The 22,646-nt window shown below is 27.1% G+C and carries 19 protein-coding genes and 2 riboswitches; of the genes, 4 read left to right on the forward strand and 15 right to left on the reverse strand.

What is annotated here, in order from left to right; genetic code table 11:
- Positions 1-2: 2 nt before the first annotated feature.
- From QOZ93_RS11295 to QOZ93_RS11315, 5 genes are all read right to left on the reverse strand, one after another.
- Positions 3-1,214 carry an ABC transporter ATP-binding protein gene (locus QOZ93_RS11295; RefSeq protein WP_307356547.1) on the reverse strand — a complete coding sequence of 404 codons (1,212 nt, stop codon included), beginning with the start codon at positions 1,212-1,214 and terminating at the stop codon, positions 3-5.
- Positions 1,211-2,239: a FecCD family ABC transporter permease gene (locus tag QOZ93_RS11300; RefSeq protein WP_307356548.1), complete on the reverse strand. Its 1,029-nt coding sequence runs from the start codon at positions 2,237-2,239 to the stop codon at positions 1,211-1,213. Before QOZ93_RS11300 ends, QOZ93_RS11295 begins: the two co-directional genes overlap by 4 nt.
- A 68-nt stretch (positions 2,240-2,307) precedes the next feature.
- Positions 2,308-3,762, reverse strand: coding sequence for an ABC transporter substrate-binding protein (locus QOZ93_RS11305; RefSeq protein WP_307356550.1), 1,455 nt, complete (start codon positions 3,760-3,762; stop codon positions 2,308-2,310).
- A 200-nt stretch (positions 3,763-3,962) separates the two neighbouring features.
- Positions 3,963-4,138, reverse strand: a riboswitch (cobalamin riboswitch).
- 193 nt (positions 4,139-4,331) lie between these two features.
- Complete coding sequence (locus QOZ93_RS11310) at positions 4,332-4,496, reverse strand: hypothetical protein (RefSeq protein ID WP_307356552.1); 165 nt, start codon at positions 4,494-4,496, stop codon at positions 4,332-4,334.
- Positions 4,480-5,427, reverse strand: a complete 948-nt coding sequence (locus tag QOZ93_RS11315; RefSeq protein ID WP_307356554.1) for an alpha/beta hydrolase — start codon at positions 5,425-5,427, stop codon at positions 4,480-4,482. The genes QOZ93_RS11310 and QOZ93_RS11315 overlap by 17 nt, the downstream gene beginning before the upstream one ends.
- Before the next feature lie 262 nt (positions 5,428-5,689).
- Between QOZ93_RS11315 and QOZ93_RS11320 the strand changes: the two genes are divergently transcribed.
- Positions 5,690-6,508, forward strand: a complete 819-nt coding sequence (locus QOZ93_RS11320) for a pyruvate, water dikinase regulatory protein (RefSeq protein ID WP_307356555.1) — start codon at positions 5,690-5,692, stop codon at positions 6,506-6,508.
- 97 nt (positions 6,509-6,605) lie between these two features.
- On the opposite strand, the gene QOZ93_RS11325 is transcribed toward QOZ93_RS11320, so the two are convergent.
- Together QOZ93_RS11325 and QOZ93_RS11330 are read right to left on the reverse strand one after the other, a co-directional pair.
- Positions 6,606-7,121: a ClbS/DfsB family four-helix bundle protein gene (locus tag QOZ93_RS11325; RefSeq protein ID WP_307356557.1), complete on the reverse strand. Its 516-nt coding sequence runs from the start codon at positions 7,119-7,121 to the stop codon at positions 6,606-6,608.
- 266 nt (positions 7,122-7,387) lie between these two features.
- Positions 7,388-11,662 (reverse strand): S8 family serine peptidase, encoded by a 4,275-nt coding sequence (locus QOZ93_RS11330; protein ID WP_307356559.1) that lies wholly within the window; start codon positions 11,660-11,662, stop codon positions 7,388-7,390.
- A gap of 434 nt (positions 11,663-12,096) precedes the next feature.
- Here QOZ93_RS11330 and QOZ93_RS11335 point away from each other — a divergent pair, with 434 nt between their 5' ends.
- The 3 genes from QOZ93_RS11335 to crcB all read left to right on the forward strand — a co-directional run bounded on the left by QOZ93_RS11335 (position 12,097) and on the right by crcB (position 17,005).
- Complete coding sequence (locus QOZ93_RS11335) at positions 12,097-14,253, forward strand: YhgE/Pip domain-containing protein (RefSeq protein WP_307356561.1); 2,157 nt, start codon at positions 12,097-12,099, stop codon at positions 14,251-14,253.
- Between the two features lie 47 nt (positions 14,254-14,300).
- A complete protein-coding gene (locus tag QOZ93_RS11340) occupies positions 14,301-16,469 on the forward strand; it encodes a YhgE/Pip domain-containing protein (protein ID WP_307356563.1) in 2,169 nt (722 codons plus the stop codon).
- A gap of 64 nt (positions 16,470-16,533) precedes the next feature.
- Positions 16,534-16,592, forward strand: a riboswitch (Fluoride riboswitch).
- 35 nt (positions 16,593-16,627) lie between these two features.
- The gene (gene crcB, locus QOZ93_RS11345) at positions 16,628-17,005 is read left to right on the forward strand and encodes a fluoride efflux transporter CrcB (RefSeq protein ID WP_307356565.1); all 378 of its coding nucleotides are present in this window, start codon (positions 16,628-16,630) and stop codon (positions 17,003-17,005) included.
- 83 nt (positions 17,006-17,088) lie between these two features.
- Here the strand turns inward: crcB and QOZ93_RS11350 are convergent, their stop codons facing one another.
- From QOZ93_RS11350 to QOZ93_RS11385, 8 genes are all read right to left on the reverse strand, one after another.
- The gene (locus tag QOZ93_RS11350; RefSeq protein WP_307356567.1) at positions 17,089-17,607 is read right to left on the reverse strand and encodes a GNAT family N-acetyltransferase; all 519 of its coding nucleotides are present in this window, start codon (positions 17,605-17,607) and stop codon (positions 17,089-17,091) included.
- A gap of 137 nt (positions 17,608-17,744) precedes the next feature.
- Positions 17,745-18,161: a 5-methylcytosine restriction system specificity protein McrC gene (locus QOZ93_RS11355; RefSeq protein ID WP_422723885.1), complete on the reverse strand. Its 417-nt coding sequence runs from the start codon at positions 18,159-18,161 to the stop codon at positions 17,745-17,747.
- A gap of 91 nt (positions 18,162-18,252) precedes the next feature.
- Complete coding sequence (locus QOZ93_RS11360) at positions 18,253-18,897, reverse strand: hypothetical protein (protein ID WP_307356569.1); 645 nt, start codon at positions 18,895-18,897, stop codon at positions 18,253-18,255.
- A gap of 174 nt (positions 18,898-19,071) precedes the next feature.
- Positions 19,072-19,833, reverse strand: coding sequence for an ABC transporter permease subunit (locus QOZ93_RS11365; protein ID WP_307356571.1), 762 nt, complete (start codon positions 19,831-19,833; stop codon positions 19,072-19,074).
- Positions 19,830-20,756, reverse strand: a complete 927-nt coding sequence (locus QOZ93_RS11370) for an ABC transporter ATP-binding protein (protein ID WP_307356573.1) — start codon at positions 20,754-20,756, stop codon at positions 19,830-19,832. The genes QOZ93_RS11365 and QOZ93_RS11370 overlap by 4 nt, the downstream gene beginning before the upstream one ends.
- On the reverse strand, positions 20,743-20,955 hold the full coding sequence (locus QOZ93_RS11375; RefSeq protein WP_307356574.1) for a PLD nuclease N-terminal domain-containing protein: 213 nt from the start codon (positions 20,953-20,955) through the stop codon (positions 20,743-20,745). Before QOZ93_RS11375 ends, QOZ93_RS11370 begins: the two co-directional genes overlap by 14 nt.
- A gap of 15 nt (positions 20,956-20,970) precedes the next feature.
- Positions 20,971-22,068 carry a helix-turn-helix domain-containing protein gene (locus tag QOZ93_RS11380; RefSeq protein WP_307356575.1) on the reverse strand — a complete coding sequence of 366 codons (1,098 nt, stop codon included), beginning with the start codon at positions 22,066-22,068 and terminating at the stop codon, positions 20,971-20,973.
- 331 nt (positions 22,069-22,399) lie between these two features.
- A partial coding sequence (locus tag QOZ93_RS11385; RefSeq protein WP_307356577.1) for a transposase occupies positions 22,400-22,646 on the reverse strand: 247 nt, incomplete at its 5' end.

Genomic DNA, 22,646 nt, shown 5'->3' on the forward strand with positions numbered 1-22,646 from the left:
TATTATTTTTTATGTAAAAATTCTTCATTATAATTTTCCATCATAGAAGAAATACTAGATAAATATTTAATTTTACTTGAGAGAGAAGCACCATATAGCTCTAAACTTTCATCTTTACCTCTGAAAGAAAAAACCTTTTTATTGGCTTTAAGTGCATATGTAATTAACTCTAGATTTTTTCTATTCATAGTACCTATTGGACATCCTGAATCAATTACTAAATTTACTTTATCTATAGATTTCAGCGCATTATTAAAAACTTGTTCTCCTATTTTCTCAAAAGGCTCTACAGTATGCATTTTTATACCCATAGTTCTTCCTATTTCATAATCTATATCATTTTTATGAAGAATTCCTGTTATAACCCCTATGTTGCCTTTTGTAAATGCTCTATAAATAGATGCACCGAATCCACATCCACCAATTACAAATACATTGTTTATTCCCGTATTTGCAAGTTCCACAGAACCTAAAAGATTATTAAAATTAGCATCTTTAAGTCCATATAAATTATTAATTATATTCTCATCTACCACATCTTCTGGTGCTCCATAAGCAATAATTTTATGTTCCTTTACAAGTACAACTTTGTCACAACTTTTTAGTGCTATATCAATTTCATGTAAGGATAAAATAACTGTTATACCCTTTTCTTTACTTAATTTCTTTAAAATATCTATAAGTTCTAACCTATGACGGATATCAAGATGGGTTGTTGGTTCATCTAAAATTATAATTTCTGGTTCCTGAACTAAAGCTCGAGCAACTAAAATTTTTTGTTTTTCTCCATCACTTAACTCATCAAAATATCTTTCAGTTAAATAATCTGCATTTACAACCTTTAAAGCATCTAAAATCTTTTCATTATCTTCATTACTTAAATGTCCCCAAAAATCCGTATGAGGATATCTTCCCATGGCTACAATATCATAAACTGTCATTAATCTACCTGAAAATTTATTTGTTAATACTAATGCCATTTTCTTTGCTAATTCTTTTTTATTGATCTCTTTAACATTTTGTTCCTTTAAATATACTTCCCCTTTGATTGGTTCTAACAATGCTGAAACTGTTCTTAAAATAGTAGTTTTTCCTGCTCCATTGGCTCCTAAAAAACATAGAACTTGTCCTTTTAATACTTCAATATTTACTCCATCTACAACGATTTTTTTTCCATAACCTACTGATAAATCTTTACTTTTCAATATAATCATAGAGTAGTCCTCCTTTTAAGTATAAGAATTATAACTATTGGTGCTCCTATAAAAGAAGTAACTGCGCTAATTGGAAGTTCTACCGGTGCTAAAATTGTTCTTGCTACTAAATCACAAAGAGAAGTTACAATTCCCCCAAGTAGAATAGTGCCTGGAACTAATACTTTATTATCAGAAGTTTTAAAGACAAGTCTAGATATTTGAGGAACTGCAAGTCCTATAAAGGCAACAGGTCCTGCAAAGGCAGTAACTACTGAAGCTAAAATACTTGAAATTGTTACAATGGCTATACGGAAAAATTTTATATTAACTCCCATACTTTTTGCATACTCTTCTCCAAGTAAAAAAGCATTTAAAGGTTTTACTATAAGAGTGCTCATTAAGACTGCTGGAATTCCTATAAGAAGAAGCACTTTAGTTTGTTGCCATGTAAATCCTGAGAAACTTCCCATAATCCACATAGTAAAGCCTTGTAGTTTTTCTTTATCGGCAAAAGCTATTAATATACTTGTAACCCCACTGCAAATATATCCAACCATAAGACCTATAACTAATAGGGTTACTACATTTTTTACTTTTCCTGCAAATATAATTACAATACACATAACAATAAGTGAACCAATAAAAGCTGATATGAATAGGACAAATGGTGAAACTGATTCAAATCCAAGTGTAAATCCTCCAAGAATCACAAGTCCTACAGCTAAGGTAGAACCAGAGGATATACCTAAAACATAAGGTTCTACAATTGGATTTTTAAAAAAGATTTGAAGTAATAATCCTGCTGTAGCAAGTGCTGAACCACCAATTAAAGCGGCTAAGGCCCTTGGAAATCTTATATCCCATACAATATTATAAAAAGGATTATCTACTGCATTTTTGTTTAATAATATATTAAATACCTCTGGTAATTTAATTTTTACAGAACCTAATCCAATACAAAAACCAAAGGTTATTATTCCTATTATAATAAGTGTTAAAAAGATTATTTTATATTTCAATTTAGATTTTTTAACGAATTTCATAATTCCTCCTATGTAGCTTATAAAATAAGATAATGAGAATATATCCCATTATCTTATTTAAAAATAATTTATTTTTCATATTTAATGTAATGTCTAACATCACCTTTTACGGAACCTGGTACAAATATTTTCATTAAATCCTCTATTAACTCGTCAGTTTTATCTATTGATTGCCAATAATCAGGATGGAAACACCAAACCTTTTTATCCTCTACAACCTTTAATTTTTTAAGAATTGGAGATTTTTTAACTATACCTTCAAGTGATGGATTCCAATCCTTTGTTGAAGAATAAATAAACACATCAGCTTTATTAGCTTCATTATATAATTCTTCTAAACTTATTTTTGTATCTTTAAGATTTTTATCTTTAAATACATAATCTCCACCTGCAAGTTCAATCATTTTTGCTACATATGAATCTGATTTTGGAACATATACTTGACCTTTAAATACTGAAGCCCAAACTACTTTTGGTTTTTCTTTTCCTTCTATGCTTTTAGATGCAGTTTCTACTTTCTTTATAGAATCTTCAAAGTACTTTTCTGCAGCTTCTTCTTTATCATAGAATGCAGACATTAACTTAACCCATTCCATTCTTCCAAATGGATCTTCTTCTAAATATTCATTATCTACAACGTAGTTTATTTTTAATTCCTTTAATTTATCTATAAGTTTAGTTTCTCCAGCAGGCCCACTATAAACTACAGCTAAATCTGGTTTTATAGTTGAAATCTTTTCATAATCTGGTGCTGAACTTTTACCAACAAATTCAATTTTCTTATCTTCCATACCTTTTTTTATCTCTTCTATAGTCCATGTACTAGCATCTGATGTTGTAGCACAAACACTTGGAAGCTCATCGATAGCTCTTAATAAACATCCTTGTGTTGTTGAACCTAATAAAACTTTTTTAACTGGAGTTTTTATTATAGTTTCATTTTTATATTCCTTTGGTACTTCTTTTCCTTCAGGAACTAAAATTAATGTTCTATTATCTCCATCTACAACCTTTTTAAGTCCACCTTTAAGATATTTAACACTAAATGCTTTTGTATATTTTAAAGGCATTTCAGTTTTTATACTTAAATTTTTACCTTCTTTATTGTAGGTAAATCTAGCATCTATGGAATCATTTAAAAATTCAATTGGTACATATATATCTTCATCAGAATATTTCGAATTTTCTTTTAGCTCTAATTTTTCTGAGTTAACAGTAGCTTCTTTGCTATCTGCTTTAACAGTTATTGTATCATTACCTATTTTTACAGTAGCTGTTTTTCCATCTAATTTAAAGTTTCCCTTAAAATATTCAGTCGTTCCTTTTAGTGAAACAAAAATCTTATCCCCATCTATTTTTGTTTCTACTGTACTTGATGTTTTTTCATTATTTACAACCATAGTTGCTTTAGCATTTTTAGACTCATCCTTTGCTGAAGAACATCCAATGGCACCCACACTAACGGCTGTACATAAAGCTAAACATGCAAGTAATTTGCTTAACCTTTTGTTGAATTTTAACACAACCTTTTCCCCCTTAAGTTTTATAATAAACATTATAATTTATAAATAAAAAAACTTCCGCAAAACGGAAGTTTTTTTATATCACCACTTAATACGCCATTATACTAAAAATTACGATTTACCTACATCTACCCTACATAATATATTAATAGCATAATTATTATTTTACTGTGATACACTTGAATTTCCCTCCGAAATTTATATGTACAATATCTTAGGCAGGTCTCCTGACTTACGGCATGTCCTTCATCATCCTTCCCAGTTTCACCCAGTGGATTTTTGATGTTGTAACCGTCTACAGTAGCGGGGGCTGTAATGGATTTTCACCATTTTCCCTATTATACCTATAAAAGGTACCTAAAACATAAAATATTAAATTTTTGTATCAAACAATTCACATTATAGTATTAATATTTCAATATTTCAATGTTTTTTGTAGATTTTTATAAATTTATTTTTTAGTAAGACTATATTTGTATATTTTTTTAATTTTATTTAATGTTTTTGTAATTTATACTACTTAAATTAGTTATTATGTTAAATTTTAAAATATATAAAATTTTATATTTCTAAAATATATTCTGTATATAGCATATAATATCTATAGTTCCATGAAATAATGTAACAGAAACTAAATTTTTAGTAGCATATAAAATAAAAGCTATTCCTTTGTAGAAAATTAACTTTCTAAAAGAAATAGCTTTTTTAGTTTGGTTTCTATTTAAGTTTATCATTTAAAAACTTTAATATATTCTCTTCATACTTATCTTTATATAAATTATATGATCTTATATGATCTGCCTTTTCAGTAAGCCATAATTTCATATGTTTATTATCCTTACAAGTTTCATATAGCTTTTCACTGTTTTTATAAGATATAGCTTTATCATCTTTACTATGAATTAAAAGTAAATCTTTATCTGTAAAATGTGTAACTGCTTTTAAAGTATTTACATCTTCAATATTAACCTTTACTATTTTAGGAAGTATAGCTAATATAATTCTTGTGAAAGGAAAATTAGGAAGATTTGACCAATAAGGTAGATTTTCTTTAAGGTAATCTTTTAAATTAGAAAAAGGACTGTCTGCAATAACAGCTTGTACATTTTTTGTTTCTGCTCCAGCTAAAATTGAAGTTACAGCTCCCATAGACCACCCAATTAGTCCTATTTTTTGAGAGTGCTTATTATTTTTAGCAAAATCAACAGCTGTTAAAAGATCATATTTTTCAAAAGCTCCTAATGAAACATATTTTCCTTCTGATTCACCTTCAGCTCTAAAATCAAATGTTAATACGTTATATCCCTCACTACATAATTTTTTTGCTAAATTTAATACGGAAATATCAAGTAATGCTTTACTATCTCCATATCCATGTGAAAAAATAATTGTTTTCTTACTATCCTTGGTTTGTCCATTATTTTGTGCTGGAATCCACCACCCCTTTAATAAAACATTATCATACTTACTATTAAAGGATATATTATCGTAAACTAGACCATAGTCTTTAGGTAACTTACTAAGTTCTTCTCTTTTAGGTGTAACCAATTTTAGTCCAATATAAAGAGACACAAAAAAAGTACTTAAAATAGTTAATATAATAAATGCGATTATAAACTTACTCCACTTCGTTTTTAAGATTCTAGTATTTTTATTTAGATTCATTCTCGACTCCTTTATATATAAAATTCATTATTTGTTTACATTTTAATTTTATCATAAATTGTCGAATAAAGTCCATGTATGTTTTTTACTTTTTAAGTTCTAAATTGGAATAAACTATCATAAACATAAGTAATTTAAGTATTAATCAAATTATAATTTTTTAATAGACTATATACTTGATTACAGTTTATAATAATAATTAGGAATTATTTAAATTATAAAAATTACATAAACTTTTAATATAAAAATGAGGTGAGATATTATGTCTGTTACTATGTACGCCATATCAGATTCCATTGGAGAAACAGCAGAAAGGGTTGCTTTAGCAGCCGCATGTCAATTTAAAACTAAAATCACCGTAAAAAGAATATCTTATATGAAAACCATGGAGACCGTTAGTAAATTTATAGATTCTTTGGACTCAAAAGAAAAAGTTATTATAGTTTCCACTATAGTCTTAGCCGATGTTAGAGAGTTTTTAACTCAACGTTGTATAGGAAAAGGTATTGCTATAGTAAACGTTTTAGGACCTATTATGAATGTAACTTCTAGCCTTATTGGAGAAATGCCAGAATACAATCCTGGTGCCGTTTGGAATGTAGATGAACAATATTATAAACGTATAGAAGCTATGGAATTTGCAATTCAATATGATGATAGTAAAGATTACTCCGGTATAGAACATGCTGATGTAGTTTTAGTTGGACTTTCAAGAACATCTAAAACTCCTCTTTCTATGTATCTTGCTAATAAAGGACTTAAAACCTTAAACGTTCCTCTAATTCCAGAAGTACCTGTGCCTGAATCATTATTTAAAATAAATAGGAAAAAAATATTTGGATTACAAATAAATCCTCTAGAACTTATAGAAATAAGGAAAAATAGAATAGGAAAATATGCATCTCATTCATGTATTGAATACGCAGATGATGCTAGAATATTAGAAGAATTAGATTATGCAGATAAGATAATAAAAAGGTTAGGATGTAAAACCATAGATGTAACTAAACGTGCCATAGAAGATACAGCACTAATAATTTTAAATAGCATAAATAAAAATAATGACAATAGAGAAGTATAGATATAGCTACAGCTTCAATTTGTTAATTAAAATTATAAATTAACAAATTGAAGCTGTTTTTTACTTTTTATTAAACTTGTTGCAAAAATTCAATAGATTACTGTAACTTTTTCCACTTTCGTATTTTCGATCTAAATGACTTAAAAGGTGCAACAGTATTTATATGTATCCATTTCCATATTGGCCAATTAGAAGGAGTTGATGATGCCCACTTTCTTCCCCCTTGTTGAAATAATTCAATATCTGTATAACTATTAATTAATTCAATAATTTGTTCTTTTTCCTTTATAAACATATTGCATAGTTCTTTAAGCGTATATCTATCATATTGTTTATAAAAACTTTCATATAAACCACCAAGCTTGTTCCATTTATAGTCTGGAGTTGGAGTAATTACACTATGTCCTTGCTGTTCTTCCTTCTCCCAATGAAGAATAAGATTCACCCACCCTAATTGATAGGCAATCATTTGAGCAGGTGTTCTGTCAACTCCATCAACTAGTTTATCTTTATTTTCTTCAGCAATCTCATTAAATTCATTTATAAATAATTCTGCTCGTTTATTTACTTCCTTTAAAAAGTCATCTTTATCTTTGTAATTACACCCATTCATATAGAACTCCCCTTTTTTATTTTAATTTACCACAAGTAATATGACATAATGTACTAATATTACTTATGTCTATTGTAAGTGAATCTTACAAAGAAAAAAAGAGATATTGAGTTAATATAATATCTCTTTTTTAATTATATGTCCAATTTTTAGCTAATCTACTTAAGTGCTACTTAAAAATCATCCATTTTAAAAATTTCTTTGTATTTTTTTATAATTTTTTTTAGCTTATGCTTTCTTTTTATAAATTATAATCCCTCCAAATATCACTTGCCCACAACTACCTCATATACTTGAGAAGTTTCATTTAAACACACATCTTTTGCATATAATTGTATAAAATCTCCATTTTTAACTTTAATTCTTTTTGTAAAACTTCTTCTACTTTTTTCTAATCCAAAGTCTGCATTTTGTTCTATATTTAAAATCTGCTCTCCATTTATACTAAATTTATATCCTAAAGTATTATCTGCTACATCACCTTTTAATGTAATAAAATTTTTATTAGTATAAATCTTACCATTTATAATATTAGGACTGGATAATCTTATTACTGGTTTTTCACTATCGTAATATACAAAAACAGCATAATCTGCAGCTATATTTCCATCGTTATCTTCAACATATAACATTATTTTATTTATTCCCTGTTTTAAGAAAATACTCTTAGTATACTCCATTATATTTTCTTCATGCATATCTTCTTTATTAAGTTTTATTTTTCTTATAGCCTTATTAGTAGTAACTTTTATTTTTAATTCAGAACTTCCACCAGCTCCGAAGAAACTATTAGGTTCTAATAATTCATACTTATTTTTAGTGATATCATAATTTTCAAGTTTTAGTTTAAGTTTTTCTTCTTTATAATCTGCTATAACTTTGATATTTTTCCTATTAACCGTTCCAATAGATGTTTTAGCTACTATTTCAACTTGATTAATACCTTGAGATAATTCCACATATTTTTCAAAAGTTCCATCATCATTTAAAGTTATGTCATCATAATTTAAAGATACCTTTTCCACTTCTTTTTTATCAACTTTTCCTTTAATTTTTAGTTTATTTTTATTGGTGTTAATAACTCCATATATGTTTTTTTCTTCAGATAAAATAATTTTTTCTTCAGTTAGAAGATCCATTTTAGGAGGAGTTATATGAGCTATTATATTAACTTTCTTATTAAATAAGATTTCCCCTTCTTTATTATATGCCTTAACCTTTAAAGTATTAGGACCTTCTTTAAGATCCACCTTAGCAGAAAACCACTTTTCCTCTCTATTTAGTTCTGCCTCTACATCATTTACAGTTACTTTATCTACTCTAACTGAAACCAATCCTCCAAATAAATATTTATCTCCATCCATGTATTCATTGGTAATTACAGAGCCTTCATTATAATTTAAAAGAACATCTTTTATTCCTTCCGGTTTCTTTCCAACAGCTATTTCTTTTTGAATTACTTGAGTATTTAATATATTATCATTAACTATTAAGCTTATTATTCTAGTTCCTTTTTCTAAATCTAAATCGCAACTAAATACTCTATCTTTTTCCTTAAAGTTTGGATTTTCTACTTCAACTCCATCTATATAAACTTCAGGTTCACTAATAATTTTATCTTTATCAGGTTTTTTTAATCCAACACCTTTATCTGAGGCTGTCCATTTTAAAGTATATTTCTCTGTATCAGTATGGTCAGATGATATTATGGATACGTCTGGTTTTGTAGCATCTACCTTAACCGGCATATCAAAACTTTGAAGTTTAGCATTTTTAGCCACAGCTTTACTTGTAACTCTCATATAATATTGTCCATCAGGAGCGATTATATTTTTTCCAGTTTTTTTATCATAAATCTTTCCGTCCCATGCTAAAGATACTAACATTTCTCTGCCTTTTTCACTACATTCACTACTTTTGTGTACATTATTTTTATATCCACAGGTTTTTAAGAATTTCTTATTTTTATCTAAAATATCAACTTTAAGTTCTTTCAAGTTTCTAAAAATACACAAATTAGGAATAGCATGATCATAAAATCCATCACCATCTGGTGAAAATGCTATTTCACTAGGATCAATTACTATTTTTTCACTTTTATCATCCTTTGTTTTTCCTATAAGTGTATTAAAGAAAAATAAATTACTTGCAATTCCTGATCCTTTAAATCTATGATTTTCCCAAATAGGTCTATCTATATTTTGTGGTTCACCCCAATTTCCATAAAACCCTATATAAGGCACAGATAATGAGGGAACCCCTTTTACTTTAGAATCAAAGCTAATAAAACCTTCTACAAAATTATTTTTCTTAAATTTATAAGGAATTGTTAATTTAACCTTAATATTTGCAGTACTGTGTGCTTTTAACGTAACTTCTTTTCTTGAAAAACTTAATTTAGCACCTTCTATTTTTTGTTCACATGGCTTATCTTTTTGTTCTGTATAAACACTATTACCATTTATAGTATATTTTGTATCTTTATCTCCATAATTAGTCAAAGTTAAATTGAATCTTTTAATTCTTGATATTTCCCTTAAAGACACAGCTGAATTTTGATCTTCATCATTAGTTATTAAAACTCTATTCTTTATTGCCTTATCTACTTGTACTAATCCACCACCCTGACATCTTGGAGAATATGGTATAGTTCCATCTAATAGTACCTTAGCCGTATTAATCATATTATTTTTTATATATCTAGATAATTCTGAATCTTTTATATTTACATTATCATTTTTTAAAGCTTGTTTTATTAATGCTACTGAACCAGAAATATAAGGTGTTGCCATAGATGTTCCACTATATGTTGTATATTTATTATTATTTATAGTTGAAAAAATTTTCCCACCTGGTGCTGTAATTTCAGGTTTAAAATCCAAATTTGGTGTTGGACCCCATGAAGAAAACTCTGCCATTTTTTCACCTTTCAAATTATCTAAAACCACTATTTCATCTGTAAATTTTATTTTTATATTTTCTTTTGCTAAATTTGTTAATTCTTTTCCATAAAAATTAGTAGTAAATACACACGGAATAGTTATTTTATCACTAAGTAGCATAGGTACATATTCTTCATCACTATCTTTATTATAAATAATAACTCCTACTGCACCTTCTCTTTGGGCGTTTTTAGCTTTTTGTTCAAAATGATTTTTTCCTCTTTTTATAAGTGCTATTTTACCCTTTAGGTCTTTCTCTTTAAAATCATCTGCTTCTATGTTATCTTTATCCTCTTTATATTTTCTACCATATCCACAATCTATAAGCTCTACCTCTTGCTGTGGTTTAAATATTTTTATAGGATTTATTTCTGATGATATATATGGAATTTTATAGTCTTGTCCACCTTTGCAATACTCAATTACATTTTTTATATCTTTAATATTTTCACTGGCGGCAACTTGTATTGATTCCTTACCTAGACCCGGATTATCTAAAAGTTCTGTATCCACAACATCTTTTACTTTTGACCCATCTTCTTTCTTTGATGAAAAAGAAGCATTCCCTGCAGCAGCAACCACTATTACTCCTTTTTCAGTAGCCTTCTTTATAGCAATTTGTTCTGGGTCATTTTCATCTACAAATCCTCCATCTGCTCCTAAACTTAAATTAATTATATCTGCACCTTTTTCAACCGAATCTTCTATTGCTGCTACTATATCGTCACTAAATGCACCTTCTGCACCTTTCTCTGGGTTATTTGAGAATACCTTCATTGCAAGTAATTGTGCTTCTGGGGCAACACCTTTTATAGCTTTATTTTCAGTTATATCTTTTGTATCTCCATTTGCACCTGCAATCCCTGCAACATGTATTCCATGTAAACTACTAGTTCTATCTACAACATCTTGATTTTTATCTGCAAAATTATATCCATAAGGTATTTTATTAGTAAAGAATTTACCAGGATATGTAGGTTTAATATCTCCCTTTTTTATTTTAGCTCTTAAAGGATTAGTTAACTTCATATCTTTATGAGTATAATCTATACCCGTATCTATAATAGATATAACTATTCCTTCTCCCTTATAATTACATTCTTTCCAAACATTAGTTACTTCACATAATTCTTTTGCATAATTCATTGTTGGTTTATACATTCTAACTGGTCTAATTTTTTTAACACCAGGAATCTTTTTAATCTTTTCCAAATCCTTTTGATTAATTTCTGTACTAAATCCATTTATAAGATTTTTAAATTCATGTTTCACCTTAGCATGAACATCTTTTTCAACTTTTTTCTCTACAGATTTCCTGTTATTAAAGATTCCATCATAAGTTTCTATTGTTACTCTAATCTTATTATTATGCTTTTTAGCATAATTTTTCATATCTACATTGTTAACCTCTTCTTTTGATACATCATTAGTTTTTGTTAAACTAAGTTCTTTTTCTAATGCTTTTTTTCTTGTTATGTTTATTAGTTCATCTTTACCTAGAATATTTTCTGCTCTAACTAATGGAACATTAAGTACATTTCCACTAATAAACATAGTTAATGCTAAAGTTGTTATTAAAGTTTTTACTTTCTTCCCCATTGCTTTCCCCTTTTTTTCATTATTCTACATTTTTTAAATCCCATATAAATTTATCATGTAGTGTTTAACTTAACAATATTAATTGAAAATTGCGATTGTTAGGAGCTTATTTATTCACTTGTTAAATACTATAAAGTGCTATAATTCAATTTTTCTATATCTTGGGGATTTTACATTAGTGCCTTTTATAGCATACACTGATATTTTTAAATTTCTAATGTATTTATAACATTTTAAACACGTTTATTATTAGTAAGATAAACTTATATTATAGAGTTCTACATAATAAGTTTATTTTAAATACTTTATATGTTTTAAAAAAATATTTCAGATTTGTAAACAATGTGTGTTATTGTGTATTTTTTATTTTAATTCGACATTTTATTTGATAGACTATAGTGTAGACATTAAATTTAGTTGTCAGAGGTGAATATATGAAAAACGTTTTAAAAATTTTTAAGCGAGACCTTAAAAGTATAAAGAAAAATCCAATAACACTTTTAATAGTATTAGGAGTTTGTTTTCTTCCTTCTCTTTATGCTTGGATAAATATCGCTGCTTGCTGGAACCCCTACGAAAACACCAGTACTGTTCCTATAGCCGTAGTAAATAATGACAAAGAGGTATCAGTAAAAGGTAAGAAAATAAATGTAGGCAGTGAGGTTATTACTGAATTAAAGAAAAATAACGTGTTGGATTGGAAATTTGTAAATTCCAAAGATGCCAATATGGGTGTAGTAAACGGTACATATTATGCCATGATTGAAATTCCAGAAGATTTTTCAAAAAATTTAACTAGTATTCTAGATAAGGATGTACCAACAAAACCTACTATAACTTATAAAGTTAATACAAAATCTAATCCAGTTGCAGGTAAAATAACAGGAGTTGCTAAGAATGAAATTGTAAACAATATAACTTCTAATTTTATAGACACAGTAAATAAAACAGTTTTTTCTTCCTTAAATAATGCAGGTAAAAAAGCTGACTCTAACAAAGATAGTCTTTTGAAGTTAAAAAAAGGTATCATAGAATTAAATAATAATATGTCTTTAGTTAATAATGTCTTAGAAAGTGTTAGTAATCATGCAACTAACTTAAATCAATTTACAACAGATTTAAAAAAGTCCATGCCTTTAATGAGTAATGGATTAAAAGGAATTGAACAACAGTCAATTAATACCAAAGGATTAATTACTAATATTCAAAATGACTTAAATAAATCTTTTGATAACACTCAATTGATTTTAAATCAAATTCAATCTGAAAATAGTAGAACTAAAAATTTAATTGCAACTTTAAACAATTCTACTGGAGATACTATTTTATCAACTTCAAACAATATTATATTTGAAACAAGTACAGGAATAGATTCTATAATAGGTAGTATTACATCCCTTGTGGACTACTTACAACATATTAATAAGTTAGATAAAAATATATCAGATATGATATTATCTTTAAATAAAATTAAGAGTTCTTTAACCGAAGAAAAAAAACATTTAAATGATCTTCAATCAAATATTAGTACAACTAATGGATTAAGTAAAAATACATTAAATTCAATAAATAACTATGCAAATGATGTACAAAATCAAATATCTAACACAATGAGAATGTATACATCAAATGTAAAACCTGCTTTAAATAATGTAACAAATGGTTTAGTAAATTCAACTGAAAGTGCTTCCTCAATTTTAAAATGTTCTGAAGGAGTATTTACTCAAATAGATAATCTATTAAACTCATCATCTACAGGAAGTAAACTTACTGCAGATACAGCTAAAAACTTAAATTTAAAGCTTCAAGAATTTAAAGGACTTATTGGAAAGTTAAGCACTGAACTAAAAAAAGTAGATGATACTGATTTAAGCAAAATTGTATCAATACTTCAAAGTAAACCAGAATTAGTAGGTGATTTTGTTGCAAAGCCATTTAACTTAAAAGAAGAATCCATATACAAAATAGAAAACTATGGTTCTGGAATGGCTCCAATTTATACGACACTTTCATTATGGGTTGGTGCTTTAATATTAACTTCATTATTTAAAACTGATATTGCAGAATTTGAAGGTAGTGAAAATATAACATTAAAAGAACAGTACTTTGGTAAAATGATGTTCTTTACATTTATAGCTATGGTGCAAGGATTTATAGTTGCATTAGGAGATAAAGTATTATTAGGTGTACAAACTTCAAATGTATTACTCTTATTATCCCTAGCTATAGTATCATCTTTTACTTTCTCTGTTATAGTTTATACCTTAGTTTCATTATTACGTAACGTTGGTAAGGCACTAGCAATTATTCTATTAGTTATTCAAATTGCAGGTTGTGGTGGAAGTTATCCTATACAAGTTGATCCATTATTCTTTAGAATATTACAACCTTTATTCCCATTTACATATGCAGTAAATGGATTTAGAGAAGCTGTAGCTGGACCTCTTGCTAGTAAGGTTTTAGTAGATTTTCTAGCATTATTTGCTTTTGCTATAATCTTTATATTACTAGGCTATTTCCTAAAAACTCCGTTACATCCTCTAGTAGATAAATTTGAAACTAAGTTTGAAGAATCAGGTATATCAGAATAAAGTTCTTCAAATAACATTAATTACTCTAAAATCAGAGAGGTGAACGTATGAAAAAAGTATTTAAAGTTTTTATAAACGATTTGAGAAACATATCTAAAAATTGGGCGGCAATTATAATATTTTGTGGATTATGTCTACTTCCATCGCTATATGCTTGGGTTAATATAAAAGCATGTTGGAATCCATATGCTAACACAGGAAATTTACCTGTTGCCGTTATAAATAATGATGAAGGTACCACATTAAAAGGAAAAACTATTAATGTAGGAAATGAAGTAGTAAAGCAATTAAAGAAGAATAAATCTATAAATTGGAATATTGTAGATGCTTGGCAGGCTAATTACGGTCTTAATGAGGGAAAATATTATGCATTAATTGAAATCCCTAATGACTTTTCAAGTAAGCTTACAAGTTTAACAACTTCTAATCCTATTAAACCAAATATAACTTATAGAGCAAATGAAAAATTAAATGCTATTGCTACAAAGATAACTAATGTAGCAAAAAATAAATTAACTGATGAAATAAAAACTAATTTTGTATCTACAGTTAATAAGGAAGCTTTTAATTATTTAAATAAATTAGGTGGAGAATTACAGATCAATAAACCACAAATTATTCAATTAAAAGATTGTGTTGATTCTGCAAAGAAAAACTTAGATGATGTAAAAAAACATATAAATGATGCAAATTCTAATGCTGAAAGTTTATCAAAGTTTTTAAATGATGTTCAAAATAATCTACCTAAAATAACTGAACAGATAACTAGTTTACAAAACACAACAGAAGCTAATAAATCATTAATTTTTGCAACTAGACAAAGTATCAACAACTTAGCAAATGACTTTAAAAATGATGCTATAAGAATGCAAGGTATTAACGATCAAATTAATTCCTTAATTCAAAGTCTTAAATCTATAAATAACAGCACTATTTCTGTTGGTGATCAAAAACAGCTTATAAGTAAAATAGAGCAAAATATAAATTCATTAAATTCAACATTAAATAATTTTGTAGCAGCATTACAAGCTCTAAATAAAGTTAAACCTAGTTTAGTTATTCAAGGTTTTATAGATTCAGCGAAGAATGTACAATCTTTATTAAAAGATGAATCAAATAAACTAAGTCATATTGAAGACTTAATAAATAAAAATAATTTAAAAGATAATAAAGACAATGTAAATAAACTTATAAATGCTGCTTTAGATGTTAATAATCAAATATACAGTAGAGTAAATAATACTTATAATATGCTTTATTCTAGCTTATTACCTACTATAAACAATATTTCTAATAATTTAGCTGAAGGTACAGATGTAGCAAATTCCATATTGGAAGCTAGTAAATCATTAGTTCCTCAATTAACAGCGCTTAATACTTTTGGTTCTGCAAATACTTCACTTGCATCTAATGAAGCTAAAAAATTAATAACTAAGTTAGAGGATTTCCAAAAGCAATTAGAAAAATTAAAGGATAAAACTAAAGACTTAAATGGTAATAACTTAGATAAAATAGTTACTTTATTAAAGAAAAATCCTAATATGGTATCAAACTTTATATCTTCTCCAATAGAAGTTAAAGAAACTGAAGTATATGATGCTGGTATATTTGGAGTGGCTTTAACACCATTCTATACAGTATTAGGTATTTGGGTTGGTGTATTACTAGCCTCTGCTTTACTTTCTGTGGAATCTGAAGAATATATAGATGGAGAAAAAATAAACTTCCTTCAAAGACACTTTGGAAAAATGCTATTATTTATGTTCCTATCTTGTATTCAAACTTTAATAGTTACAATAGGAGATAAACTAGTATTGGGAGTACATCCTCAAAATATGATGTTAATGATAGGTATAGCATTGCTTACTTCTCTTACATTTACCATTATGATATTTACCTTAGTATCTTTATTAGGTAACATTGGTAAAGCCGTTGCAGTAGTTATTATGGTATTCCAAATAGCTGGTTCTGCTGGTATTTATCCAATACAAACAAACCCTAAAATCTTCGGCATTTTACAGCCACTATGGCCATTTACATATGCCATTAACGGATTTAGAGAAGCAATAGCAGGTCCTCTTTGGAGTGATGTTATGAAAAATATTTCTGCATTACTAATTTTCTGTGTTGTATTTTTATTATTAGGCTTATTGAAAAAATCATTACACAAACTAAATGAATTTATGGAACATCAATTTAAAGAATCAGGACTTTAAGAGTATTATTTTTAACGTAAAATTTCTCTGAATTGTATTCACATTTTTCATTTTATGGAATATAATTTTTATAGGTGATGGGGTTCACCTTAAACTGCTTATGCTAACGACTCCTACTTTTTAAGGTAGGAGTCGTTATTTTTTAGGAGGGATTTTTTATGCAAAAACTTTTTTATGTAGGTATTGGTGGATTTTTAGGTGCTTTAATACGTTATCTTATTTCAAATACCTCAACTAAGCTTTTAGGAACTAAACTACCATATGGAACCTTAATAGTTAATATTTTAGGTGGTTTTCTTATTGGGCTTATAATGGGCTTAAGTATGAATAAAAATTTAATATCTCCAAATCTAAAACTATTTTTAACAACGGGCGTTATGGGTGGACTTACCACATTCTCAACTTTTAGTTATGAAACTGTAACACTTTTTAATAATGGAAGCTATATATTAGGTGTTATTAACATCAGTTTAAATCTATTTTTAAGTCTTATTGGTGTTGTTTTAGGCCAATTTATTTCTCATCTTTTACTATGAAATTTAGTTTAAATTTATATAATTTTTTATAAACTAAGAAAGGAAGCAACCACTATACATAGTAGCTACTTCCCTTTTATTATTTATATTAAAGTACTTATATCTTCCCAGACATAAGAAATTTCCACCATATTTATACCACCTATATTAACTATCTTATTTTTATCTTTTATACCACCTATATGTTTATAAAAGTTACTAGCATCATTTTTAGCGAAGGTCCATAAAATCATACTCTCAGCACCTAAACTTTGCAATTTTGAAGCTACTTCCTTTACTAATAATTTCCCAATACCCTTTTTCTGATAATCTTGACGAACATATAACGTATATAATGTGCTATCAAATTCACTTCCTTCTTCGTTAATGGATGCAGAAGAAAATCCAATAACTTGTCCATTTTCATCCTCTGCAAGAAGCATAAATTCTTTTGTATCTTCATTTTGAAAAAGCCTTTTATTCCACTTGTCTACCTGTTTATCATAAGATCTATTTCCAAGATATTCATTAGCAATTATATTTTTATAAGCACTTTTCCAAGTATCTACATGAATTTTTGATATATCATAAACATCATCTTTTTCAGCCTTTCTAACTATCATTTTATTATCTCCTTTTTAAATTATATAACTGTATTTCTTATATAAAATTTTAAAAAGCTACTATATTAATAAGCTATAATAGTTTATAACATTATATCATAATTTACAGAATATTGAGATATCAATTTTAAAATTTTCTATAAATAAACTTTAGAATTAATATTTATATCTTTAATAAAATTTTTCAATGATTTTATAGTTGATTTTTCATTTTCAAGATTAACTGAATATACCTTGATTTTTTTATTTCTATCATGTTCTAGAACCCAAGATTCCAAACATTCATTAGCATTATCTACTCTATCATTATAAGGATATGATAATACAACTGTTTCAACATTAGGATATCTAGTAAGATAAGCATACATTTGATAAAAATCTTCTCTTTTAACTCCATGTCTATTATATAAACTAGATATCGATTTCCACTTTGTATCAATTATTATACTCTCTATTCCACATTTTGCAATAACTATATCTGGCTTAAGTTGAAAAACTCCTGTATTTTTCTTTTCATTTACTAAAAGTTTATACTTAGAATGTCTAAAATTTATATTGCCTTTAACATATACATATTCTAAATACGGTGCTTTAGTTAATTCTTTTTACAATTTATTAGCAAAAAGAGAAGATCTAATTAACCCTTTATACCTTCCAAATTGTTCCGTTAGGCATTTTATAAAGCATTCCTGAAACTTTCTCTAACACTTTTCCAGTTTTCATATCACGCTTAATAATATATTCATGATATTCTGGGTCTTCAACCCATTGTGAAAAATAAAGGACATCCTCATCCCTGTATAATAGAGTTTCCGTATCTTCAATTTGAATTTCTTTTTTTACTGGCCATACAATTTCATATATGCCATTATTCTCCGACCTTCCCAAAATCAAAGGAGAAGAATCTAAAATTAAATTATAACAATCCTTCACAGTTGATAACGGTATTTCAGCAATTTCTTTTAGTTTATTACTTTCGGGTAAATAGTGGTATATAAAAATTTTTTTTAAATTAAAATCCACTACTAAAATTCCAAATTTTCCATTATCCCAAATAGGCTTATTAACATATACATTTGCTTGTGTATTAAAAGGTTTATAAACTTCCCCATCTGGATAATGAATTAAATAACATTCCGTTCCTTGAAAATAATGTTCTTCTTTAAATATTTCTTCTACCTCATACAAATCACAACCATTATCATTAACACCTACATACCATTCATCTGTACCTTCTGCTGGTTCAATATATATCTCAGGAATTCCATTCAGCCTCTTTATTTTCTCCATAAAATCACCTCTTCTTACCAAATATTCTAACTTTATTATATATTTAATTTTGCTTATATTCTATAATACCTTATAATATTACTTTAAAATATTTTATAAAATAAAAAAATGTATTAGTAGAGAAACTTTGATTTCTTACTAATACATTTTTGCACTTTCATGCAAAACCATATCTTAAATTTGTTTTTTATTAAATATAATAAGGGAAACTCCTACACATAATAAAGTTAAGAAAACAGTTATACATAAACTATTTATACAACTTGTCCACGAATTATTCTTCATAATTTCTAAATTGTTAGTTACTAAAAATATAGGATTAAACTTTTTAAAGCTATTAATTATATTTAAGAGAAATAATGTACCTAAAGTAGATACCACCAATAATAATCCTCCATAAATTCCTCTAATTAAAATATTTGAAAATATTATAAGACTTAATAGAAATACTCCAAATATCCAAATACAAAATGAAGATAATAAAAGACCACTGGAATTATAACTTCCAAACAAAAATAATGTGTATATCCAATTGATTATAACTGAAATAATAAGTCCAATTGTCCATAAAATTATAGAACTAAAAAATTTAGATAGTATTATTATATTTCTAGAAAGTCCTTTAGATAAAAGATTAATCAGTGTTCCTTTTGATAGTTCATTTGAGATATTTCCACTAAATATAAGTAATAGTAAAATTGACCCCATTTGTGTTATGTTTTTAAATAGCTGCATATAAGCATCATAAAAAGTTGGTGTAGGTATAGTTATTTTAATTCCTCCAGATTCTAAGCTTTTAAAAATCTCCGGTGATAATTTGGCTGTTAAGGGACTTAGAAATCCTATAAAGAAAAATACACATAGGAATATTAATACTTTATATGTTCTTATTTGTTCAAGAATTTCTTTTTTAGTAAAAGCTATAAATTTTTTCATGATATAACCTCCAAAAACATGCTCTCTAAAGAAGGTTCACAAACTTCATATTTTAACAAAGGAATTTTATTACTTATTATAAAGTTTAGAATTCCCATACTTGTATTTTCTAAATCCTTTAAAGTAATAATCATGGTGTTTTTATCTAAATCAACTTTTATTACATTAGAATCTAAAATTATATGTTCTTCTAATTTCCTTAATCCTGAAATAGTGTTACTTTGTATAAGAATCTTATCTTGTCTATAGTCTTTTTTAATCTCTTGTAACTTACCTTGTAAAACCATTTTGCCTTTATCTAAAACCCCTATGGTGTCACAAATTCTTTCTACATCTGATAAAATATGAGTTGAGAAAACAATTGTAGTATCTCCCTTTATACACTGAAGAATATCTAATATTTCTTTTCTTCCAACAGGATCTAAAGCCGATGTGGGCTCATCACATATTAAGAGTTTAGGTTCATTGATAAGTGCTTGAGCTATTCCAAGTCTCTGTTTCATTCCTCTAGAAAACCCACTAATTTTTCTATTTAAATTATTTAACCCCACCAGTTCCAATAACTCTATAGATTTCTCTTTTATTTTCTTTTTATCAACACCTGATATTTCTCCACATAAGTTTAAATATTCTAAAGGTGTCATATATCCGTAAAATTCGGGAACATCAGGTAAATATCCGATATTTTTATTTGTTTTTGTATTTCCAAAGGATACTAACTCCCCACATACTTTAATACTTCCTGAGTTTGGTTTTAAAAATCCAAGAATCATTTTCATTGTGGTAGTTTTACCTGCCCCATTCTTTCCAAGAAATCCAAACACTTCACCTTGTTTTACAGAGCAACTTAAATCATCTAGTATTATGTTATCTTTAAAGCTCTTTTTTAAATTATTAACTTTTAAAATCTCAACTTTCTCCATTGTCATCACCTTTTCCAATTGTGAAATATAGTATAGGACCAATTATATTAATAAATAAAGCTACTATTATCCAAATTGCTCTGTTGCCTATTTTATAATGATTATGCTTTAAAATATGAACTATGGCTAATACACATAAAACTAATTGAATTATTATAAGTGGCATTAAATAAATCCAATACTCTTTTAAAACCTCCATTTTGCTTCCTTCTTTCTATAAATGTTTTAATTGATCTATAATATTTAAATATCTAGGTTCAGATTTTAAAGCTTCAAATAAAGGATTATTTAAAATAAACTCTTTAAAACTATCTATAATAATTGACTTGTTTCTAGGTGCACTTTTTCCTAAAGTAAATTCTTCAAAGTAGTTATCTATTAAATCAAAGAATTCATTTCCCTTTAATTCGAAGTTTAGAGAGTTTAAAGTTTGAACTCCTTTTAAAGCTTCTTCTAAAGTATCAAGTGCTAATTCCTTTTTATTTTGAGTTATAAAACCATTAGCTGCTGTAAAATAAAGTGATACAAATATGGCAGGATGAATATTAGGTATATCAAAAACATTTCCTAAAGCCACTGCTTTTTTAAAGTAATCATAAAACTTTTCAGTATTATCCATTGATTGAGTCATCATTTGTATTAAAACTTGTAAGGATTCTAGTGTATTATTGTATAGTAATTTTTGAAGCTGATAATGACCTTTCTTATTCTCACCCATAGCAAAATAAGCTGATGATAGTAATACCTCAAAAGCTATAGGTGTTTCTATTAAATCTTCTAATAAATTAATAACTTCAGAAGGTTTATTCATAACTAAATAACAAGTAGCTTGCATAGCTATACTTTCTCTAACAAGAGTATTATTTTTACTATTCTCCGATACTAACACACATTTATTTAATGCATTCTCTAAAATACTATTAGGATTTTTAGAATACATAGAATAGTTTAGGTAAAGTTGTGCCAATATCTCTTGTAATATCCAACAAGAATAATATTTTTTAGCATATTCTTCACATTCATTAAATACTTCCTCAAAATTATCTTTAGAAATAGAAGAACTTAATTTTTTATATAGATTAGCCACTTCCTCTTTTGAAAGTTGTGGTTCATAGCCTATTAAATCATCTACTGTAATTCCAAAGAAAGAAGCTAAAATCGGTAAAATCGTAATATCTGGATAGCTTTGCCCAGATTCCCACTTAGAAACTGCTGGTTTAGATATAGATAAATAATTTGCAAGTTCTTCCTGAGTGATACCTTTTTCCTTTCTTTTTTCTTTTATAATTTTTGCAATGTTAATGTAATTCATATTTATCACTTCCTTTAGTTAAATATTAATGCATAAATTTAAAACTCTCAACGGATTAATAGTATACTTTTTATGCAAAAGTTAACTGTTGATTAACTAAAGTTATTTTTATATATTATTTTTAAAGATGAATTATTAAGGGGCTGTCGCATTATCATAAAAATTTATACTAACGCGGCAGCATTTTTTTGTGTTTTATAGAAAATTTAATGATAGTTCATCGCCTATAAGCTTAATAATTTAAAAATGGCACACTTTAATAAGCCTTTAGTATTAAGGCTTTTTTGACTTGTAGAGTTTTAATATTTTAAATTTAGGCACCTTTTTTTAGTCAAAAAAGGTGTGTTCCAGTTCTATCTGACTGAATCTTATTATGTAGCTTATTTATGTTATGTGCCATTGCTAATAGAATACTTTCAGCCAAAACATTTCTTTTACCTTTACTTAGATATCTACGAAATCTCATATCTTGTTTGATTTCTCCAAAAGAACCTTCAGCTTGAATGCTCCGATTCATTCTTAACTGGCATCCTTCTTCACTTACAATTCTTTCAAGATTCTCTTTGCGAAGCATGTTA

Origin of the sequence: Hathewaya limosa (assembly GCF_030815255.1) — a bacterium.
Taxonomy (GTDB): Bacteria; Bacillota; Clostridia; order Clostridiales; family Clostridiaceae; genus Hathewaya; species Hathewaya limosa.